Genomic DNA, 24,553 nt, shown 5'->3' with positions numbered 1-24,553 from the left:
CCATTCAAGAGTTCGCGCTGTCCATGCCGGGGTATGTTGGGTGGGAAGCTCGTCGCCGCATCGACGCTCAAGGTGGCCGCCGCAGCGTTCGGCGTCGTGGCGCTGTCGCTGGGCGGCGCGTGGGCCGCCGGGATCGTCGGCGCGCCCTCGGTCGCCGGCGTCGACAACGCGTTCGGCCCGGTGAACGAGTCGACGACGACGATCGAGTCGGACATCGTCGTCAACAACCCCAACCGTTCGGGGTGCGGCTGGGCGGGCTGACGATCGACTACGCCGTCGAGATGAACGACGTGCGCATGGCCACCGGGGGACGCGAGGGGCTCGGGGTGAACGCCAGCGGCAACACGTCGATCCCGCTGACGACGAAGATGAACAACGACCGCATCCCGCCGTGGTGGATCAGCCACGTGGAGAACGACGAGAACACCACGCTGGTCGTCGAGGCGTCGATCCACTCCGACCTGCTGGGTCGGGAGTTCAACCCGCAGATCGAGCGCTCGGTCCAGACCAACCTGATCGGCGGGTTCAACAGCGAGGAGGACCGCCCGATCGAGGTCGACGAGCCCGCGGCGCCCGACCCGGTGCTCTGGCTCAACAGCACCAGCGGCGCCTGGGGCGACGTGAGCAACGAGAGCACCGAGATCGACACCGCGTTCGAGCTGTACAACCCCAACCCCACGCCCGTCGCGATCTCGGAGATCGGCTACGAGATCCGGATGAACAACGTGACGATGGGCGAGGGCGCGACCGAGAAGGGCGTCGCGATCGCCCCCGGGCAGACCGAGACCGTTCGGGCGACGACCGCGATCCGGAACCAGAACCTCGACGAGTGGTGGGTCACCCACCTCCAGAACGAGCAGGTCACCCAGCTCGAGGTGACGTTCTACGCCCGGGTCGACCTCTCGGAGTTCGGCGGCGACACCGTCCGGGTCCGGCTGGACTCGATCGAGCGCACGATCGAGACGGACATCTTCGGCAACGAGGACGCCGGGAACGGAACGAGCGACGGTAGCGAGAGCGAGGGGACGGCGACGCCGACCGACGGCGACGGGACCGCGACACCAAGCGACGGGAACGGCACGGCGACACCCACCGACGGCGACGGCACGGCGACGCCCGGCGACGAGGAGACGGCCACGCCGACGCCGACCCCGACGCCCACCGACGACGGGATCCTCTCGGTCGCCGGCCCCGCGGTGTGAGGGGAGTTCACTAACTGCCGACACGTTCTTCGCGGCGCCGGCCGTCCCGTCGAGCATGCGGAGCCACCACCCTCCTGATCGCGTTCTCCGCCGACGAGGAGCCGCCCGTGACCGTCGAGCGTGACGGGGAGACGGTCACCCTGCGCGTCGACGGCGAGACACAGCGGCTGAGCCGCGAGCAGGCGCTCGCGCTGCGGGCCGCCGTCGGCGATGCGCTGGAGCGCCGCGTCGAGCTGTTCCGGACGGTCGGTCGCCACCGCCGGGACGGCAGCTACGCCGTCTCCCGCCGGGGCGCCGACACGCCCGGGAACGAGCAGGTGTTCGACTCCTTCGGGGCGCTGCGGGCGCTGTTCGCGTCGCTGCCGACGGAGTTCGGCGCCGAGGCAGTCGGTGACGAGGGCGTCACCGGTTCGCGGCGCCACCTGCTCGTCCGCCACCTGGCCGAGCATCCGGCGTTCGACTGCCGGCTCGTGAGCGAGCGGCCGCTGCGGGCCGAGAAGAACCCGGACTGACCGCTCGCCGGCGGCCCGTCCACCCCTCGCCCGCAGTCGGTAGGCATACGGCGGCGTCGCCCCGAGCCACCGCCATGACCGACCGCGGCAAGATCGACCGCGCCTTCTTCGCCGAGCGGATCGCCCCCCGGCTCGGCGCCGAGCGCGACGACGTGGCGCTGGGGCCGACCGCGGGCGTCGACTTCGGCCTGCTGAATCTCGAGGGGACGGGGTTGGCGGTCGCGACCGACCCGATCTCCGTGCTCCCGGAACTCGGGTTCGAGCGCGCGGGGCGGTTCGCGCTCCACGTCGCGCTCTCGGACGTGGCCGTCGCCGGCGTCGCCCCGAGCCATCTCGCGATCTCCTTCTCGCTCCCGGAGTCGATCGGCGACGACGAGTTCGACGCGCTCTGGACCGGGATCCACGAGGAGTGCGCGGCGCTGGGGACGAGCATCGTCACCGGCCACACCGCGCGCTACCCCGGCGCCGAGCTCCCGTGGGTCGGCGCCGCGACGGCGATGGGCGTCTGCGACCCCGAGACGGTCGTGCGCCCGGACGGCGCGCGCCCGGGCGACCACCTGTTCGTGACCCGTGGGCCGGCCGTCGAGACCGCGGGGCTGTTCGCGTCGCTGTACCCCGAGGCGTTGGGCGAGCGCGGGCTGGCTCCCGAGATGGTCGCCGACGCCGCCACCGGGCTGGACGAGGCGAAACTCGTCCGCGACGCGGTGGCGGCCGCCGAGGCGGGGGACGTGTCGGCGATGCACGACGCGACCGAGGGCGGGCTGCTGGGCGCGTTCTGTGAGATGGCCCGGAGTGCGGGCGTCCGGTTCGAGATCGACGCCGCGGCGGCGCCGACGCGCTCGGGCGTGGCGGCGGTCTGTGACGCGCTCGGGATCGACCCGTGGAAGACGACCAGTTCGGGGACGCTCGTGCTCGCGGTGTCGCCCGGCGACGCCGACGCGATCCGCAGCGCCATCGACGCCCGCGGGACGCCCGTGGCCGAGGTGGGTCGGGTCGTCGAGGGGTCGGGCGTGCGGTTCCGCGGCGAGGAGTGGACCGAGCCGCCGCGGGAGGAGTCCTGGGACGCCTACGCCGAGTTGGCCGGCGCGGAGTGAGGGGCGGGTGACTGCGTGGCCGGTGTGACAACGCCTTTGTCGACGCCGCCGGAGTGTCGGGCATGAGCAGCCCCTTCTCGATCGCCCGCGAGGCCGCCGCCGCGCGGGACGCCGACGACCCGCTGGCTCCGTTCCGCGACCGGTTCGACCCGCCGAGCGACCTGTACATGGACGGCAACTCGCTCGGGCCGGTCTCCGACGACGCCGAGCGCACGCTCGACCGCGTGGTCGGCGAGTGGCGCGAGCGCGGCATCGAGGGCTGGACCGAGGGTGAGCAGCCGTGGTGGGAGTACGCCGAGTACCTCGGCGAGCGGCTCGCGCCGTACGTCGGCGCCGACGCCGACGAGGTGGTCGTCGCCAACTCCACGACCGTCAACATCCACACGCTGATCGGCACGTTCCTCGACCGCGTGGCCGACGTGCCGGCACGTGAGCTCGACGCGCCCGACACGGTCGAGGAGTCGGTCGTCGACGCCTCGGGGAGCGTCGTCGTCGCGAACGAGCTCGACTTCCCGACGGATCACTACGCGATCCGCGCGCAGTTCCGCCAGCGGGGGCTCGACCCCGACGAGCACCTCCGGCTGGTCGAGAGCCGCGACGGCCGGACGATCGAGCGCGAGGACGTCGCCGCGGCGATGGACGACGACGTGGGGATCCTGTTCATGCCGACCGCGCTCTACCGCTCGGGCCAGCTGTTCGACGTGGACGCGCTGACCGAACTCGCCCACGAGCACGACGCGCTCGCGGGGTTCGACGCCGCCCACACGGTCGGCGCGGTGCCCCACGAGTTCTCGGCGGCGGACGTGGACTTCGCGGTGTGGTGCTCCTACAAGTACCTCAACGCCGGCCCGGGGTCGATCGCGGGGCTGTACGTGAACGAGCGCTACCACGGGCTGGCGCCCGCGCTCCCGGGCTGGTGGGGGAACGAGAAGGCCAGCCAGTTCGACCTCGAACTCGACTACACCCCCGAGGCGTCGGCGGGCGCGTGGCAGATCGGCACCGTGCCGATGCTGTCGGCGGCGCCGCTCGAGGGCTCGCTCGACCTGCTCGACGAGGCGGGGATCGAGCGCGTCCGCGAGAAGTCGCTCGAACTGACCGACCTGCTCGCGACGCTCGTCGACGACCTCGCCGACGCGGGCTACGAGTACGCGGTCGGCACGCCACGGCAAGGGGAGCGCCGCGGCGGTCACGTCGCCGTCGAGCACCCCGACGCCGACCGCGTGAGCCAGGCGCTGCGGGAGCGCGGCGTCGTCGTCGACTACCGGCCGCCGAACGTGGTGCGGATCTGCCCGGCGCCGCTGTACGTCGGCTTCGCGGACGTGTACGACGTGGCCGAACAGCTCCGCGAGGTCGTCGACTCGGGCGAGTACGAGTCGTTCGCCGCGAGCGAGGGCGTCTCGTAGCGGCCCTCCCGCCCGGGCGTCCGCCGCGGCAAACACCGTTTTGTCCACAGGCGCCCCATAGGCTGTATGGACGTTCTCGTCCTCGGCGGCGGCTACGCAGGGCTCCTCGTGACGCGGAAGCTGGAGCGGCGGCTCCCGGAGTCGGCGACGCTCACGCTCGTCGACGAAACCGGGACCCACCTGGTCCAGCACGAGCTCCACCGGGCGATCCGTGACCCCGAGTACGTCGACGACATCGACGTACCCCTCGGTGAGATCCTCGACCGCGCGTCGCTCCGGGAGGCCCGGGTGACCGACGTGGACCGAGCCACCCGCACCGTCTCGCTCGCCGACGGCGACGAGCTCGACTACGACTACTGCGTCGTCGCGCTGGGGGCGGAGACGGAGTTCTACGACATCCCCGGCCTCGAAGCGCACGCGACGCCGCTGAAGCGACTGGAGCACGCCGCCGAGATCCGCCGCGGGTTCGAGGCGGTGATCGACCAGCAGGGCCACGAGGACCCGACGACGGCCAGCGAGACGACGGGCACCGTCGTCGTCGGCGGCGCCGGGCTCTCCGGCGTGCAGGTCGCGGGCGAGCTGGCGACGATGGCCCGCGAGCGCGAGGTCGCCGACGACGTCGAGATCGTGCTGCTCGAACAGCTCGACACCGTCGCGCCCGGCTTCCCCGAGCGCTTCCAGGACGCCGCCCACGAGCGACTGGAGGCGCAGGGCGTCGACGTGCGCCCGGGGACGACCGTGACAGCAGCCGACGAGGCGGAGATCACGACGGAGGGCGGGCCGATCGAGTACGACCAGTTCGTCTGGACCGGCGGGATCCGCGGCAACGAGGCGATGGGCGGCGATCGCCCGGAAGTGCGCGGTGACCTCCGGCTCGACGCTCGGACGTTCGCGCTGGGCGACGCGGTACGGATCGTCGACGCCGACGGCGAGCCCGTGCCCGCGAGCGCCTCCGCGGCCGTGCGAGCCTCGGAGACGGTCGCGCGGAACGTCGTCGCCGCGGCGACGGCCGACGGCGGGTTCGTCGACGTGGCGCAGTGGCGCTGGGAGAGCCCCGGCTGGCTGATCTCGGTCGGCGACGACGCGGTGGCCCAGATCGGGCCGACGGTGCTGACCGGCGCGCCGGCGAACGCGCTCAAGTCGGCCGTCGGGATCACCTACCTCGCGGAGCACGGCTCGTTCCGGCGCGCGCTGGACGTGCTGCGGAAGGAAGCGGACGACACGGGGAGCTTCGCGCGGCTACTCGAACAGCTCTGAGCCGCGGCTGGCGGGATCGCGCGGTCGAGAAAGGTGGGCGGCGCCGGCGGCGGTCACGGCGCTACTCGTCGTCGTCGTCGCGCATCTCGTCGAGCTTGCCGACCAGTTCGTCGGTGGACTCGGTGGACTCGAAGGAGAGGTCGCCCTCTTCGCCCCCGTCGACGTCGACGCCCTCGGCCTGCTCGTCGGTGTCCTGGTTCTGGTTCTCCTGCTCGGACTCGTCGTACGATCCAAATCCCATGTTCGGGGGGATGTGGTCGAGCCCAAAAACCCTGTGGACCTGTCGGTCCCGTGAGGGAGGTTCTCGCGGCGCGGACCGACAGGAATTACGGCTCTCGGAACGAGGGACGGGACATGAGCAACCGCGTCGTGCAGGGCCGGATGGTGACAGCCGAATCGCTGGCCGAACAGGTCGAGGGTGAGTCGATCCTGGAGGCCGAACCCATCGAGGACGCCGACCGTGACTGCCCGGAGTGTGGCGGCGACGTGATCAGCGTCGGCTACATGCCCAGCGTCACTGAGTTCGTGACCGCCTACAAGTGCCAGGAGTGTGACTGGGCCGAGATCGACCGGGACTGAACCGGATCGAAATCCCTTTACACCGAACGGATGTAGCGACGAGTGCAAGGGGACGTGGCCAAGCCCGGGATGGCGACTGACTCCAGAGGCCACGCGCCCGGTGACGAACTCCAGACTGATATACCGAGTCGGCGACTGATCATCGCCGGCGACGACGACCCTCTGGAGGACCGAGGCGCACCGGAGATATCAGTCGATCGGGGGTTCAAATCCCTCCGTCCCCATTTTTCGCTGTCGCGAACACCGTGAGCGCCGGATATCCAGTGATCGTCGAGGGAGTTGAACCGGCGAGCGACCACCGCGAGCGTTTGTAGTCAAACACCAACTACTCTCACAGCTCCCACACCGAACCTCCGCCACCGACCGGAACACCGTTCGGAACTCTCGAACCCCGCTCCCCGCCGTCGATCACGTCCCGTCCGGAACCGTTCGGAACCGGCCGGCCGACACTCATGACGCTGCTGCCGGAACAGTGAGGTATGGCTCCCACCACCGACGCCCAGTCGCTCACGATCCCCGAACTCCCGTCGCTGGAGGCGGGCATCACCCTGCTCGAGGCCGACGGCGACCCGCGGCTCCCGCTGCAGACGCTGCTGGTCGACCACCTCCTGCTCGCCGGCGGGCGCGGGGTCTGGGTCGGCACCGGCCGGTACTGCAGCACCGACACGCTCGCCGAGGTCGCGCCCGACCGGCGCGTGCTCGAGCGCGTCGACGTCGCCCGCGGGTTCACGCCGTACCAGCACGCGGCGCTGCTGGACGACCTCGCGACCCACGTCGACGACCGGACCGCCGTGGTCGCCCTGCCCGAGATCGACGCCCAGTACCGCGGCGACGATCTCCAGGGCAACGACGGCCGGACGATGCTCGTCCGCGCGCTGGCGCGGGTCGCCGCCGTCGCCCGCGAGCACGGGATCCCGGTGCTCTGCACCCGCTCCCGGGAAGACGAGTTCAGCGAGCCGGTCGCCGCCGCGGCGGCGTCGACGCTCACGGTCCGGGACACGGCGATGGGCCCGCGGTTCGTCGGCGACGGGTTCGAGACGCTGGGGTACGAGCTCGGCGACGGCTGGGTTCAGACGACGATCGCCTTCTGGCAGCGCGTGCTCGAAGCCCGGCAGCCGCTCCACGACACCGCCACGATCTCCGGGGAGGTGTTCGCCCGTGGGACGGTCTAACCCCACCCACCGCGACAGCCTGCGCCGGCTGGAGGAGCGCTGGGGCGACTACCGGCGGGGGCTCCGGCACCGCGATCAGGCCCACTTCGACCGGCTCTGGGAGCACGCCGCCACCTACGCCGACGCGTCCGGCTACCAGAACACCGAGCGCACGCTCGACCTCGCGCTCGTCTCGATCGTGCTCGCCCAGGAGCGCCGGATCGCCGCGCTCGAAGCCGAGCTGGAGGGGGATTCGTGACCTACTGCGTCGACTTCCCCGAACCCGAGACGGCCGTCGAGTGGACGCTGACCGAGTCGGGCGTCGAGCGCGAGGCGGTCACCTACCGCCCGCGGTTCTACGTCCGCGCGACCGGCGACGGCTCGCTCGCGGAGATCGCCGAGGCGGTCCGCCCGCATCCGGCGGTGACGGCGGTCGAGCGGGAGCGCCACCGCCCCGGCTGGCGCCACGAGCCGACGCCGATGCTGGCCGTCGAGGTGACGACGCCCGACGCGGTCACGCGGCTGGCGTCGACGATCACGAGCGCCGGCCGCCCCGGGGAGTACCGCTGTTTCAACGTCGACCTCTCGCGGCAGTTCCGCTACTGCGTCGAGACCGGCGTCGATCCGACGCCGAACCGATCGCCGCGCGTGCTGCGCCTCGAGGCGCCGCCGATCGGCGACGACGGGCTCGCGTCCGTGACGGCGACGACGCCGGCGGACGGGACGCGCCGGTTCGACGGCGAGCCGGCGGCGATCGCCCGCGGCGTCGAGGCGCTGATCGAGGAGACGGAGCCGGCCGTGCTGACGCTCTCTTCGGCCCGGCTCGTCCCGGCGCTGTTCGACGCCGTCGACGGCCCGCTCCGGCTGGGTCGCGAGCCGGGGTACAGCCAGCTCGCGGCCGCGAGCAGCTACGAGAGCTACGGGCGGGTCGGCCACTCGCCGGCGCGGTACGCCGTCCCCGGTCGCGCGATCGTCGACGCCGCCAACTCCTTCTTCCTGCAGGAGACCTCCATCGAGGGGATCCTGGACCTGGTCGAACGCTCCCACAAGCCGCTGCAGGAGGCGGCGTGGGCGTCGATCGGCAACGTGCTCACCGCGATCCAGATCCGCGAGGCGCTGGCCCGCGACGTGCTCGTCCCCTGGCGCTCCTGGCGGGCCGAGCGGTTCAAGCGCGCCAGCACGCTCGCGGCGGCCGACCGCGGCGGGTTCACGTTCTCGCCGGACGTGGGCGTCCACGAGGACGTCCACGAGCTCGACTTCTCCAGCCTCTACCCGAACATCATGTGCACGCGGAACGTCTCGCCCGAGACCGTCTGCTGTGACTGCCACCCCGACCGCGAGGACGTGCCCGGGCTGGGGTACGGCATCTGCCCCGAGCCTGGCTACCTCCCCGACGTGCTCCAGCCCCTGATCGACGACCGCGACGAGTTCAAGCGCCAGCTCAGCGCCGGCGAGGGCGACACCGAGGCGCTCGAAGGCGCGGCGTCGGCGATCAAGTGGATCCTCGTCTCCTGTTTCGGCTACCAGGGGTTCTCGAACGCGAAGTTCGGCCGGATCGAGTGCCACGAGGCGATCAACGCGTTCGCCCGGGAGATCCTCCTCGACGCGAAGGCGACGCTCGAGCGCCACGGCTGGCGCGTCGTCCACGGCATCGTCGACTCGCTGTGGGTGACGCCGATGCCCGACCGCGAGCAGACCGACCTCGAGACCGTCGCCGCCGAGGTCACCGACGACGCCGGGATCAGGCTGGAGTACGAGGCCGCCTACGACTGGATCGCGTTCTGCCCGCGCCGGAACGACGACGCCGGCGCGCTCACGCGCTACTTCGGGAAGCGCGCGGGCGAGCCCGTCGACGAGACGGCGAGCTACAAGCGCCGCGGGATCGAGGCCCGACAGCGCTCGACGCCGCCGTTCGTCGTCGACGCCCAGCTGGCGCTGATCCGTGAGTTCGGCCGGACGCGCTCGCCGGACGCGGTCTGTGAGCGCCTCCGCACGTTCGTCGAGCGCCTGCGGGCCGGCGACGTGGATCCGGCGCGGCTGGCGATCACCAACCGCGTCTCCAAGCGCCTCGCGGAGTACACCCAGTCGACGACGAACGTCGCCGCGCTGGAGCGGGCGGCCGACCGCGGCCTGGAGAAACAGCCCGGCCAGAACGTCGAGTACGTCGTCGTCGACGACGGGAAGGACGGTCGGGCGCGGGTCGAACTCCTGTCCGAGGAACCGACGACGTACGACGCCGACTACTACCGGGACCGGCTCTGCCGCGCCGCGGCCTCGGTGCTGGCGCCGGCGGGGGTCCGCCGCGAGGGGATCGAGACACGGCTGGCCGACCGAGTCGACGGCTCGCTCTCGGCGTTCGTCACGGAGGCGTCGCCCGACTGACCGGTCACGCCGCGTCGGCGCCCGCGCCGCCGACGACCAGCGTCGGGATCGCGGTCAGCCGAACCACGCGCTCCGTCGTGCTCCCGGCGGTGGCGATGCGCGAGAAGCCGGTCCGGCCCTGGGTCCCCATCACGATCAGGTCGACGCCGTAGTCGGCGGCGGCGTCGACGATCTCCCCGGCGGGCCGCCCACGGCGGAGGTGGCGGTTCAGGCTGACGCCGCGCTCGTCGGCCATCGCGGCCACCGCGTCGAGCGCGCGCTCGCCGGCGGCCTCCTGCGTCTCGACCTCGAAGTCCCAGTGGCCGCTGGGGCCCGCCTCCTCGACGACGAACAGCGCGTCGACGGTCGCGCCGAACCGGTCGGCGAGGTCGAGCGCGTGCTCGGCGGCGCGTTCGCTGTGGTCGCTCCCGTCGACCGGCACGAGGATCCTCCCGTACATACCCGCTGACGCGTACTGAAGCGAGATAAACGCACGGGCGGGGTCGCCCCGAACCAGTTCGGCAGAACGCTCCCCCCGGACCCGGCCGTAGGAGAGAGTATGTCGTCCGACCCCCGCCGAACTATCAACGACCGGTTCGACGAGGCGCCCGCCGACCGCCCGCTCGATCACCTGGACGTGCGGGAGCTTCCGCCGCCCGAGCCGCTCCGGCAGACGCTCGAACGGCTCGCGGAACTCGACGCCGAGACAGTGCTCGTCCAGACGAACGATCGCGCTCCGCAGCATCTCTACCCGCGGCTGGCGGACAGGGGGTACGCCTACGAGACGGTCGAGGGCGACGACGCCGTCGTCACCGCGATCTGGGAGGCCTGAGGCTCAGGCGTGGCGGATCTCGACGCGCCACTTCTCGGCGGCGACCCGTTCGGTCTCGTGGTCGAACCCGCGCTGGTCGAGGACGGCGTACAGCGGTTCGGGCTCGAAGCTGTTGATCAACACGAGCGTCTCCGGCTCCTCCAGCGCCTCCAGCTCGTCGACGATGCGACCGAACGGCTCGCCGTCGACCTCGCGCACGTCGAGGGTCCTTTCGGGCATGAATTCGCCTACGCGAGCGTCGGGGGTGGGGGTTGTGCCGAACATGGTCGCCACGCGACCGGACCGAAACGCCGAACATGTTCGGGAACATCGACTGGGGTATCCGTGCGCAACGCGGATGTAGAGCCATGCCCGAAGCGAAACTCACGCTCACGATCCCCGAGCGGACCTGGCCCGGCGAGATCTCCCGGGCCCACGACGACGCGACGATCCGGATCCTGGCGGCGATGACCGAGACCGACGCCGGGGTGGGGTTGGCGGAGATCGCCGCCGCCGACCCCCGACGGGTGCTCGCGGACGTCCGCGCCCACGACTCCGTCGACGACGTCGAGGTGCTCCAGTGCGGCGACGACGAGTGTCTCGTGCAGTTCCGGACCCACCTCCCGCTGCTGCTGCTGGCCGCGCGGGACTCCGGGCTGCCGCTGGAGATGCCGTTCGAGATCCGCGACGGGAACGCGACGTGGACGCTGACCGCTTCTCAGGACGCCATCTCCGAGCTGGGCGACCAGCTCTCGGCGCTGGGGATCGCCTACACCGTCGACTACCTCCAGCAGGAGGTCGGCGGCTCGGAGGAGCTGCTGACCGACCGCCAGCGCGCCATCGTCCGCGCGGCGATCGAGCGCGGCTACTACGACACGCCCCGGGAGTGCTCGCTGACCGAACTCGCCGACGCCGTCGGGCTCGCGAAGTCGACGGCGAGCGAGACGCTCCACCGCGCGGAGGAGCGCGTGATGAAGCAGTTCGCCGCCGCGGCGCTCGAGGAGGCGGAGCCGCGGGCCGTCGTCGAGCGGTAGGGGGCGTCTCCGGCCGACCGCGCGCGAGCCGACCGCCGCCGGGTTCGAGCCGGATCGAGCCCGGGTTCGCCGTTCTTTTCGACGACCACGACGCCGACAGAATCGACGCCGCGTTCGTCCCGCTCACACGGATAAACCCCCGCCCGAACGCGTTCGTGAGTTCTACTCCCGTGGGAATCCGCTGGACGGTTCTAGTACTGCACCTCCCAACGCCGGCCCGTAGGAGCATGACTGACGACATTTCGCGACGACGGTTCGCGGTCGCGCTGGCGTCGACGGGTATCGGGATCGGGCTCGCCGGCTGTGGCGGGGGCGGGGCGTCGACGGAGTCCCCGACAGAGACGGCGACGCCGACCGAATCCGGCGGCGGCAGCGGCGACTCGTTCGAACAGACCGACACCGTCGACATGAACGACGAACTGGCGTTCGCTCCCAAGCAGATCGAGGTGGAGGCCGGGACGACGGTCACCTGGGAGAACGTCGGCTCGATCGGCCACTCGGTGACGGCGTACGAGGACGAGATCCCCGAGGACGCCGAGTACTTCGCCTCGGGCGGCTTCGACAGCCAGCAGGCGGCCGTCGACGCCTACCCGGACGAGGGGAACGTCACCGAGGGCGGCACGTACGAACACACGTTCGAGACGACCGGCGAGTACGAGTACTACTGCATCCCCCACGAGATGAACGGGATGGTCGGCACTGTCCGGGTGGTCTGAGATGAGTACCAACGACACTACTGACGAGGAAGCGAGTACCGAGCGGAAAGACGCCGACGAGCTGTTCGCGGAGCACGAGGCACAGCTGAACGAACTGCTCGCGGACGTCGAGGGGCCCGACGCGCCGGAGGCGGAGTCGACGCTCCCCTCGCTGGGCGACGGCGTCACCCGCCGGGACGTGATGAAGGCGGGCGCGGCCGTCGGCGCCGTCGGCGGCCTCGCGGGCTGTGCGGGCACGGGCGGGCTGGGGAACAGCACGGACACCCAGGCGAACGGCGGCGACGACGTGCCCTCGCACAAGGTGCCGCCGGGCGAGCACGACGAGTACTACGGGTTCTGGTCGGGCGGCCACGCGGGCGACATCCGTGTGTACGGCATCCCGTCGATGCGCCAGCTCACCCGGATCCCGGTGTTCAACCGCGAGGGCGCGAAGGGGTACGGCTTCGACGACCGCTCCAGCGAGATGCTGGAGGAGGCCGGCGACTACACGTGGGGCGACTCCCACCACCCGAGCCTCTCGGAGACCGACGGGAAGTACGACGGCGAGTACATCTTCGTCAACGACAAGGCGAACGGCCGGGTCGCGCGGGTGAATCTCACCTACTTCGAGACCGACGCGATCGTGGACGTGCCGAACGTTCAGTCGGTCCACGGCTGCTGTATCCAGAGCCCGGACACCGAGTACGTGTTCGCCAACAGCGAGTTCCGGACGCCGATGCCGAACGACGGCCGGGACGTGAACAGCCCCGAGGAGTACGTCTCGGTGTTCTCGGCGATCGACCCCGAGAGCATGGACGTGCTGTGGCAGGTCGAGGTCGACGGCCAGCTCGACATCGTCGACTCCGACAAGGACGGCCGCTGGGTGCTCGCCTCGGCGTACAACGACGAGGAGGGCGTCGAGATCGAGACGATGACCCGGGACGACCGGGACGACGTGAAGGCGTTCGACGTGCCCGCGATCCAGGAGCTCGTCGACGCCGGCGAGTACGAGGAGGTCAACGGCGTCCCCGTCGTCGACGGGACGAAGGAGAGCCCGCACAACGAGGGCGACGACCCGATCGTGCGCTACATCCCGACGCCGAAGTCGCCCACTGCGTCGAGGTGACGCCGGACGGCAACTACGGGATGGTCGCCGGGAAGCTGTCGCCGACGGTGTCGATCATCGACATCGAGAAGCTGGCGACCGCCGACGACCCCGCGGACACGATCGTCGGCCAGCCGAAAGTCGGCCTCGGGCCGCTGCACACGACGTACGACGGCCGCGGGCACGCGTACACCTCGCTGTTCATCGACTCCCAGGTCGTGAAGTGGGACATCGAGCAGGCTGTCGACGCTGAGAAGGGCTCCGAGGAGCCGATCCTCGGCAAGATCGACGTCCACTACAACCCCGGCCACATCCAGGCGGTCCAGGCGATGTCGACGGAGCCGACCGGCGACTGGCTGGTCGCGCTCAACAAGCTCTCGAAGGACCGCTTCCTCCCGGTCGGGCCGATCTACCCCGACAACGACCAGCTGATCTACATCGGGAACGACAAGGACGACGAGACCGGCGGGATGGAGCTCGTCGCCGACCACCCGGTGTACCCCGAGCCACACGACGCGATCTTCGCCCACAAGGACAAGATCGAGCCGGCGACGACGTGGGATCCCGAGGACTACGACGAGGAGTTCGTCGGCGAGGAGGACTCCCGGATCGAGCGCGTCGACGACTCCACCGTCGAGGTGTACGCCTCCGTCAAGCGCAGCGAGTACGGCCTGCGCGAGATCACCGTCCAGGAGGGCGACGAGGTCGACCTGACGGTCACCAACATCGAGGGGACCCAGGACATCGTCCACGGGCTCGCGATCCCCGAGCACGACGTGAACCTCGCGCTGGCGCCCCAGGACACGCGGTCGGTGACGTTCACCGCCGACGAGCCCGGGGTGTACTGGGTGTACTGCACGTACTTCTGCAGCGCACTCCACCTCGAGATGCGCTCGCGACTGATCGTGGAGCCGGCCGACTAGGACCATGGAACGCCCGCAACGGAGCCAGTTCGGCGAGATCAGGCGGCTGCTGCCGCTCGTAGCGGCGGCGCTGCTCGTGGTCGCCCTCCTCTTCCCGATGTGGCACATCCGGATGGACGCGGTCCAGTACCCCAGCGAGACGCTGACGCTCGGGCTGTACGCCTACCCGCGGATCAGCGGCGACTACGTCGAGATCGCCCGTCTGAACCACTACGTCGGGTTCTACTACCCGGACCCGGTGTTCTGGCCGCCGAACTACGAGCCCCACCCCGACGCGATCGACGTGCCCGAGTGGTCGTTCGGGCCGCTGGCGTTCGTCGGCGTGGCGGCGACGAGCCTGTTCGTGGCGGTCGCGCCGACGGCGCGGAAGCTCCGGCGCGGGCTCACGGCACAGCTCGTCGGCTCGGTGCTCGTGTTCTCGATCCTGCTCGCGGACATCCAGTACCGGCTGTACCAGGCGGGCCACACGCTCGACCCGGACGCGCCGGTGATGGGCGTCGACCCGTTCACCCCGCCGCTGTGGGGGAAGTACGCGGTCGCGAACATCACCAGCTACTCCCGGTTCGGCGTCGGCGCCTACCTGACGGTGGCCGCCATCGGCCTGCTGGTGGTCGCGTGGCTGGCCCGTGACTCCACGGCGACGCTTGCCGACGTGCCCCGGCTCCTCCGGGGGCTCCCCGACCGCCTGCGGGAGCGGTCGGGACTTAGGGGGGTGAACCGCTGATGACCGACGCCGGACTCGAACGCGGGTTCGTCGCGCTCGTGGTCGTCGTGGCCGCCGCGCTCGCGGGGGTGACGTTCGCCCCCGCCGCGGCGGGGGCGGCGCCGGTGCCCGCGGCCGACGCGGACGCCGAGCGCCCCGACGGCTTCGCGTTCGACCCCGTGACCGAGTCCGGCGTCGCCACCGTCGGCGACGAGTCGTTCGACTCCGTCCAGGCCGCCGTCGACGCCGCCGAGCCGGGCGAGACGGTGCTGCTCCGCGGCCGGTTCGACGAGCGCGTCGTCGTCAACACCACGGGGGTGACGATCGCGACGGCGCCCGACGCGCGGGCCGTGATCGACGGCGGGCAGGAGGGCGACGTGCTGACGGTCGAGGCCGCGAACGTGACGGTGCGGGACGTGTGGATCCGGAACTCGGGGATGGACACGTCGACCAACGACGCCGGCGTCTGGGTCGACGCGCCGAACGTCACCGTCGCCGACAGCCGGCTGACCGAGATCACGTTCGGCGTCTGGGTCGACGGCGTCGACGACGCGGTGCTGCGGAACAACACGATCGTCGGCCGGGAGGACGTGACGCCGCGCTCGTACCGCGGCAACGGGATCCAGCTCTGGAAGACCGCGGGGACGCTGGTCGCGGAGAACCGGATCACCGACGCCCGGGACGGGATCTACTACTCCTGGGCCTCGGACGTGACCGCCCGCGGGAACACCCTCTGGGACCTGCGCTACGGGGTCCACTACATGTACTCCGACAGCTCGCGGCTGGCGAACAACACCGCCGTCGACAACGACGTGGGGTACGCGCTGATGCTCTCGGAGGAGATCGCGGTCGTGAACAACACCGCCGCGAACAACACCGGCACCAGCGGCCACGGGATCCTGCTCAAGCGCATCGACTACTCGACGGTCCGCGGCAACGCGTTCGTCGGCAACAAGCGCGGGATCTACTCGCTCAACTCCGCCGACAACGAGATCGTCGGCAACCTCGTGCTCGGCAACCGGATCGGCTTCCACCTGACCGCCGGCACCCACGGCGAGCGCGTCGTCGGCAACAGCTTCGTCGGCAACGCGCGGCACGTCCAGGCGGTCACCAGCGACACCCACGTCTGGAACGGCTCCGGCCGCGGCAACTACTGGAGCGGCGGCGGCGCCGCGGATCTGGACGACGACGGCGTGAGCGAGCTCCGCTACCGCCCCGCCGGCCTGGTCGAGAAGCTGGTCCGGGAGCACCCGACCGCCGCGGTGTTCACGAACAGCCCGGCGTTCAGCGCGCTGCGACGGGCCGAACGCACGCTGCCGATCGTCGACGCGCCGGGCGTCGTCGACTACCACCCGCTCGAACGCTCGCCACACGACTGGAGGGACCACTATGCACGCGATAGCGACGACTGACCTGACGAAACGGTACGGCGACGTGCTCGCGCTCGACGGCGTGAGCCTGTCGATCGAGGCGGGCACCACGTACGGCCTGCTCGGCACCAACGGCGCCGGCAAGTCCACGCTGTTCAAGCTGCTCGTCGGCCACCTCACCCCCGACGCGGGGCAGGTGACCGTCGGCGGCCGGGACGTGACGCAGGCCGGCCACGAGCTCCGCGAGGTGGTGGGGTACGTCCCCGAACACGCCGGGTTCCCCGACGCGCTCACGGGCCGGGAGGTGCTGGGCTACCACGCCCGACTCCGGGGGGTCCCGAAGGCGGAGCGCCCTGACAGGGTCGCCGCCGCGCTGGGGACCGTCGGGCTCGGCGAGGCTGCGGACCGCCGCGTCGGCGGCTACTCCAACGGGATGAACCGCCGGCTCGCGCTCGCGTCGGCGCTGCTCGACCGCCCGCGCCTGCTGCTGTTGGACGAACCCACCGCGGGGCTCGACCCGCTGGGCGTCGCGGAGTTCCACCGCATCCTCGACCGCCTGCGCGAGGAGTCCGACCTCACGGTCGTGATCACGACCCACGTGCTCGCGGAGGTCGAGGCGCTCTGTGAGGACGTGGCGGTGCTCCACGACGGCGAACTGCTGTTCGACGGCGCCGTCGACGCCCTGCAGGAACGGGGCGACGGCGAGCTCGAGGCCGGGTTCGGCGCGCTCGTCGCCGACGCCGGCGGAAGTCGCGGCGAGACCCTGGAGGTGGAGCGATGAGCGACGCGGGACCCGACGACGGCCGACAATCGCCGCCGTCCGGCAAGACCGACGACGGCCGACAGTCGCCGCCGTCCGGCAAGACCGACGGCGGCGTCGCCGAGGAGACCGGCCTCGGAGTGCTGGGCCTCGCCGCCGACAGCTCGGCGCTCGGCCAGATCGCCACGATCGCGCGCCTGGAGTTCTCGCTCGCGGTCCGGAACCGCTGGGCGTTCGCGCTGACGGCGCTGTTCGCGTCGCTGTCGGTGCTCGTCGTCGCCCTGGGAGGGCAGGGCGGCGTCGTCCGCGCCGACGCGGTGGTGGTGAGCCTGGTCGAGCTGTCGGCGCTGCTGCTCCCGCTGGTCGCGCTGCTGTTCGGCTACGACGCCGTCGTCGGCAGCGACGAGTCGGGCTGGCTGGGCGTGCTGTTCGCGCTGCCGGTGCCGCGGGGTCGCGTCGTGCTCGGTAGCTACCTCGGCCGGCTCGCGGTGTTCTCGGGCGGCGTCGTCGCCGGCTTCGGCGTCGGCGGGCTCTGGCTCGCGGGTCAGGGGCGGCTCACGCCGGCGTACCTCGGGCTCGTCGGCGCCGCGGTGCTCGGCGGCGCCGCGTTCCTCGCGCTCTCGGTGCTGCTGTCGACGCTCGCCGCCGAGAAGACCCACGCGCTGGGCGGCGCGCTGCTGGTGTGGGTCTGGGTCGCGCTCGTCCACGACCTCGTCTCCGTCGGGCTGATCGCCGCCGACGTAGTGGGGCCGGACTGGCTCGCGGTGTTCGTGCTCGCGAACCCCGCGACCGCGTTCCGCGTGCTCGCGCTGCAGTCGGTGCCGACGGTCACCGGCGGGATGGCCGACGTGCTGGTCGGCTCCGGCGTGACGACGCCGGTGCTCGTCGCGGCGCTGGCGGCCTGGAGCGTCGGCGGCGCGTGGCTGGCGAATCGACTGGTGGCGCGACGGAGCGTGTGAGCTCGCGCTAGGACGGGAATGTCGTGAACGAGCGGTGGCCGGGGTCAGGATTCCTCGCCCGTGGCCGCCTCCGTCCGGGTCACCCAGTCGAGCTCCAGCAGGCTCGTGAGACAGCAGTCACAGAGGGAGAGCTGCAGATTGGTCCGCGTCTCGTCGCGTCTCGAGATCCTGAGCGCGTGCGCTCGGGCCGTCCGCGCGTCGTCCTCGCAGTTCGAGCATTCGGTCGCGGGCTCCTGCATGGCTATTGGTTGGAGTCGTTCGTGTGCGATGGTAAATGTATCTATTCTATCGTAATTTCACCGATAGGTTTCTTGCCGGGAGGCGTTCACTCGCACGAACTCGAAAACCGGCGCTCCGTGTCCGTTACTTCTCGTGTGGCGAGTAGCGAATCCGCCCGAGCTACTCGACGTGTAGTGAGTAGCGGATCCGCCCGAGCTACTCGACGTGTAGCGAGTAGAGGATCACTGCGAACCCGAGCGTCGTGAACGCGCTCTCGACGACGAGCGCGAGGTCGGAGTTCACCGGCAGGAGCTGGTCGACGATGCCCGCGACCAGCGCGCCCAGCGTGACGGCGCCGAAGCCGACCGCGAGCGCGCGCAGCGCGGGCGAGCCGTTCCGTCGGTACGCTCGGTAGGCGTAGAACGTGATCGAGCCGCCGAGCAGCAGCGTGAGCGTCTTGAGCGCGACGACGGCGACGTTCATGTTTCCGTGCGCACCTCCGACCAGAGCTTCGTGAGCCGCTGTTCGGGCGTCGACTCGGTGCGGTCGATCGACAGGTCGAGCGTCCCCTCCTCCGTCAGCGAGACGTTGATCTCCTCGAAGTCGGCGACGTAGCGGGTGGTGTGACGGCCGTCCTCCCGGATCTCGGTTCGCTCATCGACCAGCGAGGCGTCGCTGAGCATGTCCAGCTTCCGGTACGTCGTCGACTGCGGGATCTCGCAGGCCTCACACAGCTCCTTGGCGGCCATCGGTCGGTCGAGCTGCTCGAGGATCGCCCGGCAGTCCGGGTCCTCCAGCGCGTCGAACACGGTCTGCAGCGTCGGCGCCTCGGCGGCGAGGGGGTCACTCGGCATCGTTCGTTCCTCGGCGAGTCGGGGTGTGTCGTGTGCGTAGCCAGTCATCTGTCTCGGGGCTGTCGGGCGATCGGCGCGGCGGTACGGACGCCATCGGCGGCTACCGGCGCGGCCCCGGCGGCCGCCTCGGTCCGTTCGGGCGCCCCGCGGCGTCGATCGTCGCCGCGGGTCGGCGTCGGTCGTGGAGAGAGATCGTGTGGTTGGCCCATGGCATCGATGTCTCAGCGTACTCCCCTGGGACACCAGTCGGTGCTGCCGAACATGTTCGGGCAACCTCACCCGGAGCCCGAGGCGAACACGTTCGGAGCAACCCTCTGGTGTGGGCGCGCCCGAGTGGGACCGATGTCCGATACGACTCTCGACGTTCGCGACGTGCCGCCGTCGGACCGCCACCCGAAGATCCACGACGCCTTCGACGCGCTCGACAGCGGCGAGGAGCTGGTGATCGTCAACGACCACGAGCCCAAACCGCTGTTCTACGAGATGCAGGCCGAGGTCGAGGCGTTCGACGCCGACGGCTACGCGGTCGAACGGCGCGACGACGACGAGTACGTGGCGCACTTCCCGAAGCAGTAGCGCGCCGGAACCCGCCGCTCCGTCCAGCCGCCCGACCCGAACGTGTTCGGAGCCACCGGGAGGCGGCTGGAGCCCCTTTTCCGAGCCATGAGCGCGATCCCGGGCGACGTGGACCCCGACCGCCAGCCGCCGATGACGGTGCCGCTCCGGCACTTCCTCGTCGCGAGCGCCTTCCTCCCGCTGGGGGTGGTGGCCGCGGTCGCCGCCGTCGCCGACCTCCGGCTGGGGCTGCTCTCGCTCGCCCACGTCCACCTGCTGCTCGTGGGCTGGATCTGTCTCACGATCGCCGGCGCGATGACCCAGTTCGTCCCGGTCTGGTCGGGCGTCGACCTCCACTCGACGCGACTCGCCGCGCTCCAGCTCCCGCTGCTCGCCGGCGGGCTGCTCGGGTTCGCGGCCGGCCTGCTCCTGACGCGGCTCGCGCTCCTGCCGGTGTTCGGCGCGGCGATGCTGCTGGGGTTCTGGCTGTTCGTCTACAACGTCGGCCGGACGCTGGCCACGGCGCGGCCGTTCGACACCACCGAGCGCCACTTCGCGCTCGCGCTCGGCTTCTTCGTGCTGGCGCCGCTGCTCGGCCTGCTGCTTGCGCTCGACTTCACTCGCCCGCTGCTTGCCGGGGGGCCCGTGACCCGAACGGGCGTCGTGGGCGCCCACGTCACCCTCGCCGTGTTCGGCGCGGTGCTCACGACGGTTCTCGGCGCGCTCTACCAGCTGGCGACGATGTTCACCCAGACCGAGCTCCACGGGATCGACGGCCCCCTGCGCCGAATCGAGGAGGTCGGCTACCCGGCCGGCGTGCTGCTGCTGGCCGGCGGGCGACTCGTCGACGCGGCGGCGCTGGCCAGCGTCGGCGGCGCGCTCGTCGCGCTGGCACTGCTCGCGTTCTCGGTCGTGCTCGCGCGGCGGCTCTGGGAGACGAAGGTCGAGCGCACACCGATGCTCTCGCGGTACGCGGTCGTCGCGGCGGCGACGGCGCTGTGGGCCGCGCTCGCGCTGCCCGCGTGGCTCGCGGATCCGCTCGCGCGGACGCGCCTGCTGGGCGCCCCCGGAACTGCCCACCTGCTGCTGCTCGGCGTCGTCGGCTTCGTCGTCCTCGGGACGGTGTACCACGTCGTCCCGTTCGTCGTCTGGGTCCACCGCTACAGCGACCGACTGGGGTACGAGCCGGTGCCGATGGTCGACGACCTCTACGACGGCCGCGTCGCCGTGGCGGACTTCTGGAGCCTCCTCGTCGGCAGCGCGCTGCTCGTTGCGGGCGACCTGGTCGATCTCCCGTCGACGCTCTCGCTCGTCGGCGGCGTCGCCGTCCTCCTCGGGAGCCTGCTGTTCGTCGCTAACGTCGCGGGCGTCGTCCGCGAGCACGCGCCGGCGTCGCTCGCGACGGTGGTGTTCGGCGGCTGGGTCGGCGTCGAGCCCCGCGACGTAGCCGGATCGATCGAGGGCGACTGACCCGAACGTCTTCGGGCGAACCCTCAGGCCGGCGCCGCGCCGAGTGGCGTCGATGCCCGAGATCACCGCCATCGACGACCTGACCGAGACGCCACACGCCGAGGTGTTCGAGCGCACCGAGCCCCGCGCGGTCCGGCTCGGCCTCGACGCCGGCGACGAGGTGCCGCCGCACACCCACCCCGGGACGAACGTGGTGCTCCACCTGCTCGACGGGCGGCTCGACCTCTCGCTCGACGGCGAGAGCCACGAGCTCGAACCCGGCGACGTGGCGCGGTTCAGCGGCGAGCGCGAGATCTCGCCGCGCGCGATCGAGGCGAGCACGGCGCTGGTCGTGTTCGCGCCGACGGCGTAGCGACAGCGCGGTTCCGGCTCAGAACGGCGCGTCCGCGGTCGACCCCTCCGTCGTCGCCGACTCCTCGCGCTCGTCCGGAACGCTTCCGGTCTCCCGGTACTCCTGCTCCAGTGACCGCAGCTGCTCGTTGACGGCGTCGCTCTCCTGGTGCATCGGCGCCGCGCGGATCCGGACCAGCTCGTAGTCGTGGCGCTCGGAGAGCCCGTTCCACGCCCGGAACGCGCCGACCGTGAGCGTGTGGGTCTGCGGGCAGAACGCCGTCGTCGGCGTGAACTCGGCGCGGAGCACGTTCCGCTCGCCTCCTTCCTCCGCGTACCGGAAGCCGGCGCCGGGGTGGCGCGTGTCCAGGTTCAGCCGGGCGAGGTTGTAGCCGAACGTCATGTCGTACACGCCGCGCTCCTCGAACAGCTCGCGGGCGATCCCGTGGACCGCGACGTGGGCGTCGCCGACGAGGACCTCGTGGTCGGCGAGGAACGATCCGGGCTCGGGGAGGTGCTCGGGGACGAACTCGCCGCGCTCGTCGAACGTCGCGTCGTCGCTACCGCCGCCGAAGGGGGAGAGTCCGGGCATGGACGAGCGTACGCGCGCTCGCTCCCTACCCGTGACCCCGAACATCTGCGGGTGGGGCCTCAGGACGACGCGTCCGTCCCCGACGCGCCCGCCGTCCCGTCGAGTCGCTCCCACACCGTCAGCAGGCTCGGCAGCACCAGCACGCTCGCGAGGAACGCGTAGGTGATCGCGACCGCGGTGATGAAGCCGAAGCGCTGCAGCGACGGCACGAGCGCGAGCACGAGCACGCCGAACCCCGCGGTCGTCGTCGCCGCGCTCGCGAGCAGCGCGCCGCCGGTCCCCTCGACGGTACGGGTCAGCGCGGCGATCGGCTCCCGGCCCGCCCCGCGCTCGTCGATGAACCGCTCGCCGATGTGGATCGCGTAGTCGACGCCGATCCCGATCCCGATGGCGGCGATGATCGCGGTCTCGGTCGTGAACGCGAGGTCGGCGAGGTACATCGTACCGAACAGCCACGCCTGGGCGAGCACGACCGGGAACAGCACCACCGCCCCCAGCGTCGCCGAGCCGTACCGCAGCCGGAAGATGATCGCGAGGAAGGCGAGGATCACCCCGAAGGTGATGAGGAACCCCTCGACCAGCGTGCGGAGCAGCGAGCGCTGGACGAGTTCGGTGGTGATCGGCGAGCCGGTCGCGATCACCTCGAGGTCGTTCCCCGACTCCATCTTGGTCGCGACGCCGCGCATCTCCTCGGTGATCGTCCGTGTGTCGGTCGTCCCCGAGAGCGCGACGGAGAGCCGGAGCGAGCGGTACTCGTCGTTCTCTCGGTGGATAGTCGCCGACGCCGCGTCCGGGTTCGCGTCGTAGACGGCGTCGTAGATCGCCGCGAGGTTCTCGTCGGGCACGCCGTCGCCGTCGGTGTCGGCGTCGTCGACCATCGCGGCAACGGTGTCGTTCTCGGCGGCGACGGCCTCGATCGTCTCGAGCGGACCCGTCACCTGCAGGCTGCCGTCGGCGCGGACCGCTGCGGAGTCGGTGTCACGGAGCGCGTCGCGGCCCGTGGCTAACGCGTCGAGCGTCCCGGGGTCCGTGACGGGGCCGCGTATTAGGAACTCGGCGCTCGAACTCCCGCGTGACTGGACGAAGTTCTCGTTGAGGTAGACGGCGTTGGCTTTGAGATCGTAGTCGCTCGGCTGGATCGCGGCGGGGAGGGCGTCCATCCAGTCCGGCGAGTCCTGCGGCAGGAACGCGGTCTGGTCGAGCGTGGTGTCGATCCCGGTCGCCGCGACGCCCCCGCCGGCCGCGAGCACGACCGCGACGGCGATCACGACGTACGGCGCGCGGCGGGCGAGTTCGGGCCCCGCACGCAGCAGGCGGCCGACGCGCTCGCCGCGCCCGAACGGGGACTGGTTCGGTTCCCAGCCGAGGCGGCCGCGGAGTCGGTCGACCTCCAGTTTCAGCGCGGGGAACAGCAGCCCGAACACGACGAAGGCGGCGGCGATGCCGAAGCCGCTGACGAGGCCGAACTCCCGGATCGAGGCGATCGGGCTCACCGCGTTCGAGAGGAAGCCGACGGCGGTCGTGAACGTCGCGGCACCGATGGCGACGACGACGCCCGCCAGCCCGCGGCGCATGGCCGCTCGCGGATCGAGAGCTGGGTCGTCGACGTTCGCCTCACGGTAGCGCATCACCACGTGGAGCGCGTAGTCGATGCTGAGCCCGATCAGCAGGAACGGGACCGCGATCAGGATCTGGGTGATGCCGATGCCGGCCCAGCCGAGGAAGCCGGCCATCCAGACGAGCACGAGGGCGACCCCGAGCAGGCCGAGCAGCACGTCGATCGCGTCGCGGTAGGCGATCCCCAGCACCCCGAGAATCAGCAGGAGCGCGACGGGCGAGATCAGCGCGAAGCTCTCGCCGGTGGCCTGGCCGCTCTCCTCGTCTACGATCCCCGGCGCGAAGACGAAGTGGTCGGTCCCGGAGAGCTCCGCGGCCGCGAGCTCCTGGAGCTCCAGCTGTGCCGCCGTCACGTCTTCGGGCAGGCTGTCGGCGGGTGCGCCGGTGGTGTCCTGATAGACCAGCACGACCCGCCCGGAGGCGGTCGTCGACCCCGGCTCGTAGCTCGTCGCGAGCAGCGCGTACGGGTCCCCCCGCGTGTCTGCCTCGGGATCGAGCACGCGGTCGACGGCCGACTCGACCTCCGCGTCGGACATCGACTCGAGCTGGTCGATCTGGGCGTCGAGCGACGGCGGCGGGCCGCCACCGCCCCGGGAGTCGTAGTACGCCGCGGTGGCGACGACGTTCGCGATGCCGACGGTCGGTTGCTCCTCCCGGAGCGTCGCGTTGATCGACACGTCCTGTCTGACCGACCGTTGGAGTCGCAGGGTGTCGAGCAGCGACTCCTTCGTCAGGACGTTGTCGCCGCGGACGACCACCTGCGCGGTCGTCGTGTTCTCGCCGGCGACCGAGAAGTTGCGCTCGATGTCGTCGAGGGCGGCGGCCTCTGGCGAGTCGCTGCTGAACCCGGCGATCGTGAGCCCGCCGTCGACGCTCCCCGCGCCCGCGCCGACGACGAGTGTCGCGACGAGGGCGGCGGCGATCACCAGCCGGCTGTGGTCGGTGACGACGGCGGCGTAGCGCTCGGCGAGCTTCATTGGTCACCTTCACTCGCCCG

Annotated in this window: 28 protein-coding genes, 1 tRNA gene and 1 pseudogene; 22 read left to right on the top strand and 8 right to left on the bottom strand. The window is 71.4% G+C overall.

Annotated features, from left to right (window positions below):
- Positions 1-33 precede the first annotated feature (33 nt).
- The 6 genes from ACP95_RS15875 (at position 34) to ACP95_RS09985 (ending at position 5,468) form a co-directional block, all read left to right on the top strand.
- Positions 34-261, top strand: a complete 228-nt coding sequence (locus tag ACP95_RS15875; RefSeq protein WP_049981073.1) for a hypothetical protein — start codon at positions 34-36, stop codon at positions 259-261.
- Between the two features lie 20 nt (positions 262-281).
- Entirely contained in the window at positions 282-1,202 is a 921-nt protein-coding gene (locus ACP95_RS10005; RefSeq protein ID WP_161782066.1) for an LEA type 2 family protein, read from the top strand.
- Between the two features lie 107 nt (positions 1,203-1,309).
- On the top strand, positions 1,310-1,714 hold the full coding sequence (locus tag ACP95_RS10000) for a DUF7528 family protein (RefSeq protein WP_049981071.1): 405 nt from the start codon (positions 1,310-1,312) through the stop codon (positions 1,712-1,714).
- 74 nt (positions 1,715-1,788) lie between these two features.
- Entirely contained in the window at positions 1,789-2,808 is a 1,020-nt protein-coding gene (locus ACP95_RS09995; protein WP_049981070.1) for an AIR synthase family protein, read from the top strand.
- A gap of 62 nt (positions 2,809-2,870) precedes the next feature.
- Entirely contained in the window at positions 2,871-4,211 is a 1,341-nt protein-coding gene (gene kynU / locus ACP95_RS09990) for a kynureninase (RefSeq protein WP_049981069.1), read from the top strand.
- 66 nt (positions 4,212-4,277) lie between these two features.
- Complete coding sequence (locus ACP95_RS09985) at positions 4,278-5,468, top strand: NAD(P)/FAD-dependent oxidoreductase (RefSeq protein WP_049981068.1); 1,191 nt, start codon at positions 4,278-4,280, stop codon at positions 5,466-5,468.
- 61 nt (positions 5,469-5,529) lie between these two features.
- On the opposite strand, the gene ACP95_RS09980 is transcribed toward ACP95_RS09985, so the two are convergent.
- Positions 5,530-5,709, bottom strand: coding sequence for a DUF5786 family protein (locus ACP95_RS09980; RefSeq protein WP_049981067.1), 180 nt, complete (start codon positions 5,707-5,709; stop codon positions 5,530-5,532).
- Between the two features lie 113 nt (positions 5,710-5,822).
- Between ACP95_RS09980 and ACP95_RS09975 the strand changes: the two genes are divergently transcribed.
- The 5 genes from ACP95_RS09975 to ACP95_RS09960 all read left to right on the top strand — a co-directional run bounded on the left by ACP95_RS09975 (position 5,823) and on the right by ACP95_RS09960 (position 9,580).
- The gene (locus ACP95_RS09975; RefSeq protein WP_049981066.1) at positions 5,823-6,047 is read left to right on the top strand and encodes a DUF5795 family protein; all 225 of its coding nucleotides are present in this window, start codon (positions 5,823-5,825) and stop codon (positions 6,045-6,047) included.
- A 48-nt stretch (positions 6,048-6,095) separates the two neighbouring features.
- Positions 6,096-6,271 (top strand) — tRNA-Trp (locus ACP95_RS15770).
- Positions 6,272-6,526: 255 nt separating this feature from the next.
- Positions 6,527-7,219 carry a hypothetical protein gene (locus ACP95_RS09970; RefSeq protein ID WP_049981065.1) on the top strand — a complete coding sequence of 231 codons (693 nt, stop codon included), beginning with the start codon at positions 6,527-6,529 and terminating at the stop codon, positions 7,217-7,219.
- Positions 7,206-7,457, top strand: a complete 252-nt coding sequence (locus ACP95_RS09965) for a hypothetical protein (protein WP_049981064.1) — start codon at positions 7,206-7,208, stop codon at positions 7,455-7,457. Before ACP95_RS09970 ends, ACP95_RS09965 begins: the two co-directional genes overlap by 14 nt.
- Entirely contained in the window at positions 7,454-9,580 is a 2,127-nt protein-coding gene (locus tag ACP95_RS09960; RefSeq protein WP_049981063.1) for a type B DNA-directed DNA polymerase, read from the top strand. The genes ACP95_RS09965 and ACP95_RS09960 overlap by 4 nt, the downstream gene beginning before the upstream one ends.
- A gap of 4 nt (positions 9,581-9,584) precedes the next feature.
- Here ACP95_RS09960 and ACP95_RS09955 read toward each other — a convergent pair whose 3' ends face one another.
- A complete protein-coding gene (locus ACP95_RS09955) occupies positions 9,585-10,019 on the bottom strand; it encodes a universal stress protein (protein ID WP_049981062.1) in 435 nt (144 codons plus the stop codon).
- Between the two features lie 99 nt (positions 10,020-10,118).
- On the opposite strand from ACP95_RS09955, the gene ACP95_RS09950 reads away from it, so the two are divergent.
- Positions 10,119-10,391: a DUF2249 domain-containing protein gene (locus tag ACP95_RS09950; protein ID WP_049981061.1), complete on the top strand. Its 273-nt coding sequence runs from the start codon at positions 10,119-10,121 to the stop codon at positions 10,389-10,391.
- Positions 10,392-10,394: 3 nt separating this feature from the next.
- On the opposite strand, the gene ACP95_RS09945 is transcribed toward ACP95_RS09950, so the two are convergent.
- The gene (locus tag ACP95_RS09945; protein ID WP_049981060.1) at positions 10,395-10,610 is read right to left on the bottom strand and encodes a DUF2249 domain-containing protein; all 216 of its coding nucleotides are present in this window, start codon (positions 10,608-10,610) and stop codon (positions 10,395-10,397) included.
- Between the two features lie 128 nt (positions 10,611-10,738).
- On the opposite strand from ACP95_RS09945, the gene ACP95_RS09940 reads away from it, so the two are divergent.
- The 7 genes and pseudogenes from ACP95_RS09940 to ACP95_RS09910 all read left to right on the top strand — a co-directional run bounded on the left by ACP95_RS09940 (position 10,739) and on the right by ACP95_RS09910 (position 17,919).
- Positions 10,739-11,404, top strand: coding sequence for a helix-turn-helix domain-containing protein (locus ACP95_RS09940; RefSeq protein WP_049981059.1), 666 nt, complete (start codon positions 10,739-10,741; stop codon positions 11,402-11,404).
- A 227-nt stretch (positions 11,405-11,631) separates the two neighbouring features.
- Positions 11,632-12,120, top strand: coding sequence for a plastocyanin/azurin family copper-binding protein (locus ACP95_RS09935; RefSeq protein ID WP_049981058.1), 489 nt, complete (start codon positions 11,632-11,634; stop codon positions 12,118-12,120).
- 1 nt (position 12,121) lies between these two features.
- Positions 12,122-14,127, top strand: a pseudogene (gene nosZ, locus ACP95_RS09930) (TAT-dependent nitrous-oxide reductase).
- A 4-nt stretch (positions 14,128-14,131) separates the two neighbouring features.
- Entirely contained in the window at positions 14,132-14,851 is a 720-nt protein-coding gene (locus ACP95_RS09925; protein ID WP_049981057.1) for a hypothetical protein, read from the top strand.
- Positions 14,851-16,242, top strand: coding sequence for a nitrous oxide reductase family maturation protein NosD (gene nosD, locus ACP95_RS09920; protein ID WP_049981056.1), 1,392 nt, complete (start codon positions 14,851-14,853; stop codon positions 16,240-16,242). The genes ACP95_RS09925 and nosD overlap by 1 nt, the downstream gene beginning before the upstream one ends.
- On the top strand, positions 16,220-16,981 hold the full coding sequence (locus ACP95_RS09915) for an ABC transporter ATP-binding protein (protein ID WP_049981055.1): 762 nt from the start codon (positions 16,220-16,222) through the stop codon (positions 16,979-16,981). Before nosD ends, ACP95_RS09915 begins: the two co-directional genes overlap by 23 nt.
- Positions 16,978-17,919, top strand: a complete 942-nt coding sequence (locus ACP95_RS09910) for an ABC transporter permease (protein ID WP_154018516.1) — start codon at positions 16,978-16,980, stop codon at positions 17,917-17,919. The genes ACP95_RS09915 and ACP95_RS09910 overlap by 4 nt, the downstream gene beginning before the upstream one ends.
- Before the next feature lie 44 nt (positions 17,920-17,963).
- Here ACP95_RS09910 and ACP95_RS09905 read toward each other — a convergent pair whose 3' ends face one another.
- From ACP95_RS09905 to ACP95_RS09895, 3 genes are all read right to left on the bottom strand, one after another.
- Entirely contained in the window at positions 17,964-18,158 is a 195-nt protein-coding gene (locus ACP95_RS09905) for a hypothetical protein (protein WP_049981054.1), read from the bottom strand.
- 196 nt (positions 18,159-18,354) lie between these two features.
- Positions 18,355-18,621, bottom strand: a complete 267-nt coding sequence (locus tag ACP95_RS09900) for a DUF7521 family protein (protein WP_049981053.1) — start codon at positions 18,619-18,621, stop codon at positions 18,355-18,357.
- Complete coding sequence (locus ACP95_RS09895) at positions 18,618-18,992, bottom strand: winged helix-turn-helix domain-containing protein (RefSeq protein WP_049981129.1); 375 nt, start codon at positions 18,990-18,992, stop codon at positions 18,618-18,620. The genes ACP95_RS09900 and ACP95_RS09895 overlap by 4 nt, the downstream gene beginning before the upstream one ends.
- 342 nt (positions 18,993-19,334) lie before the next feature.
- On the opposite strand from ACP95_RS09895, the gene ACP95_RS09890 reads away from it, so the two are divergent.
- From ACP95_RS09890 to ACP95_RS09880, 3 genes are all read left to right on the top strand, one after another.
- Entirely contained in the window at positions 19,335-19,568 is a 234-nt protein-coding gene (locus ACP95_RS09890; protein ID WP_049981052.1) for a DUF2249 domain-containing protein, read from the top strand.
- 87 nt (positions 19,569-19,655) lie between these two features.
- Entirely contained in the window at positions 19,656-21,017 is a 1,362-nt protein-coding gene (locus ACP95_RS09885; RefSeq protein WP_049981051.1) for a hypothetical protein, read from the top strand.
- A gap of 52 nt (positions 21,018-21,069) precedes the next feature.
- Positions 21,070-21,369, top strand: coding sequence for a cupin domain-containing protein (locus tag ACP95_RS09880; protein WP_049981128.1), 300 nt, complete (start codon positions 21,070-21,072; stop codon positions 21,367-21,369).
- Positions 21,370-21,387: 18 nt separating this feature from the next.
- Here ACP95_RS09880 and ACP95_RS09875 read toward each other — a convergent pair whose 3' ends face one another.
- Together ACP95_RS09875 and ACP95_RS09870 are read right to left on the bottom strand one after the other, a co-directional pair.
- Complete coding sequence (locus ACP95_RS09875) at positions 21,388-21,939, bottom strand: hypothetical protein (protein WP_049981050.1); 552 nt, start codon at positions 21,937-21,939, stop codon at positions 21,388-21,390.
- 59 nt (positions 21,940-21,998) lie between these two features.
- Entirely contained in the window at positions 21,999-24,533 is a 2,535-nt protein-coding gene (locus ACP95_RS09870; protein WP_049981049.1) for an efflux RND transporter permease subunit, read from the bottom strand.
- Between the last annotated feature and the right edge of the window lie 20 nt (positions 24,534-24,553).

The sequence above is a fragment of the Halolamina rubra genome (genome assembly GCF_000739555.1).
Taxonomy (GTDB): Archaea; Halobacteriota; Halobacteria; order Halobacteriales; family Haloferacaceae; genus Halolamina; species Halolamina rubra.
The sequence above is the reverse complement of the archived record's forward strand: the minus strand, read 5'-3'. Positions and strand labels throughout refer to the sequence as shown.

Coding starts and splice junctions, on each gene's coding strand:
- ACP95_RS15875 (WP_049981073.1), top strand. CDS start 34: ATGTTGGGTGGGAAGCTCGTCGCCGCATCGACGCTCAAGGTGGCCGCC.
- ACP95_RS10005 (WP_161782066.1), top strand. CDS start 282: ATGAACGACGTGCGCATGGCCACCGGGGGACGCGAGGGGCTCGGGGTG.
- ACP95_RS09995 (WP_049981070.1), top strand. CDS start 1,789: ATGACCGACCGCGGCAAGATCGACCGCGCCTTCTTCGCCGAGCGGATC.
- kynU (WP_049981069.1), top strand. CDS start 2,871: ATGAGCAGCCCCTTCTCGATCGCCCGCGAGGCCGCCGCCGCGCGGGAC.
- ACP95_RS09985 (WP_049981068.1), top strand. CDS start 4,278: ATGGACGTTCTCGTCCTCGGCGGCGGCTACGCAGGGCTCCTCGTGACG.
- ACP95_RS09980 (WP_049981067.1), bottom strand. CDS start 5,709: ATGGGATTTGGATCGTACGACGAGTCCGAGCAGGAGAACCAGAACCAG.
- ACP95_RS09975 (WP_049981066.1), top strand. CDS start 5,823: ATGAGCAACCGCGTCGTGCAGGGCCGGATGGTGACAGCCGAATCGCTG.
- ACP95_RS09970 (WP_049981065.1), top strand. CDS start 6,527: ATGGCTCCCACCACCGACGCCCAGTCGCTCACGATCCCCGAACTCCCG.
- ACP95_RS09955 (WP_049981062.1), bottom strand. CDS start 10,019: ATGTACGGGAGGATCCTCGTGCCGGTCGACGGGAGCGACCACAGCGAA.
- ACP95_RS09950 (WP_049981061.1), top strand. CDS start 10,119: ATGTCGTCCGACCCCCGCCGAACTATCAACGACCGGTTCGACGAGGCG.
- ACP95_RS09945 (WP_049981060.1), bottom strand. CDS start 10,610: ATGCCCGAAAGGACCCTCGACGTGCGCGAGGTCGACGGCGAGCCGTTC.
- ACP95_RS09940 (WP_049981059.1), top strand. CDS start 10,739: ATGCCCGAAGCGAAACTCACGCTCACGATCCCCGAGCGGACCTGGCCC.
- ACP95_RS09935 (WP_049981058.1), top strand. CDS start 11,632: ATGACTGACGACATTTCGCGACGACGGTTCGCGGTCGCGCTGGCGTCG.
- ACP95_RS09925 (WP_049981057.1), top strand. CDS start 14,132: ATGGAACGCCCGCAACGGAGCCAGTTCGGCGAGATCAGGCGGCTGCTG.
- nosD (WP_049981056.1), top strand. CDS start 14,851: ATGACCGACGCCGGACTCGAACGCGGGTTCGTCGCGCTCGTGGTCGTC.
- ACP95_RS09915 (WP_049981055.1), top strand. CDS start 16,220: ATGCACGCGATAGCGACGACTGACCTGACGAAACGGTACGGCGACGTG.
- ACP95_RS09910 (WP_154018516.1), top strand. CDS start 16,978: ATGAGCGACGCGGGACCCGACGACGGCCGACAATCGCCGCCGTCCGGC.
- ACP95_RS09905 (WP_049981054.1), bottom strand. CDS start 18,158: ATGCAGGAGCCCGCGACCGAATGCTCGAACTGCGAGGACGACGCGCGG.
- ACP95_RS09900 (WP_049981053.1), bottom strand. CDS start 18,621: ATGAACGTCGCCGTCGTCGCGCTCAAGACGCTCACGCTGCTGCTCGGC.
- ACP95_RS09895 (WP_049981129.1), bottom strand. CDS start 18,992: ATGCCGAGTGACCCCCTCGCCGCCGAGGCGCCGACGCTGCAGACCGTG.
- ACP95_RS09890 (WP_049981052.1), top strand. CDS start 19,335: ATGTCCGATACGACTCTCGACGTTCGCGACGTGCCGCCGTCGGACCGC.
- ACP95_RS09885 (WP_049981051.1), top strand. CDS start 19,656: ATGAGCGCGATCCCGGGCGACGTGGACCCCGACCGCCAGCCGCCGATG.
- ACP95_RS09880 (WP_049981128.1), top strand. CDS start 21,070: ATGCCCGAGATCACCGCCATCGACGACCTGACCGAGACGCCACACGCC.
- ACP95_RS09875 (WP_049981050.1), bottom strand. CDS start 21,939: ATGCCCGGACTCTCCCCCTTCGGCGGCGGTAGCGACGACGCGACGTTC.
- ACP95_RS09870 (WP_049981049.1), bottom strand. CDS start 24,533: ATGAAGCTCGCCGAGCGCTACGCCGCCGTCGTCACCGACCACAGCCGG.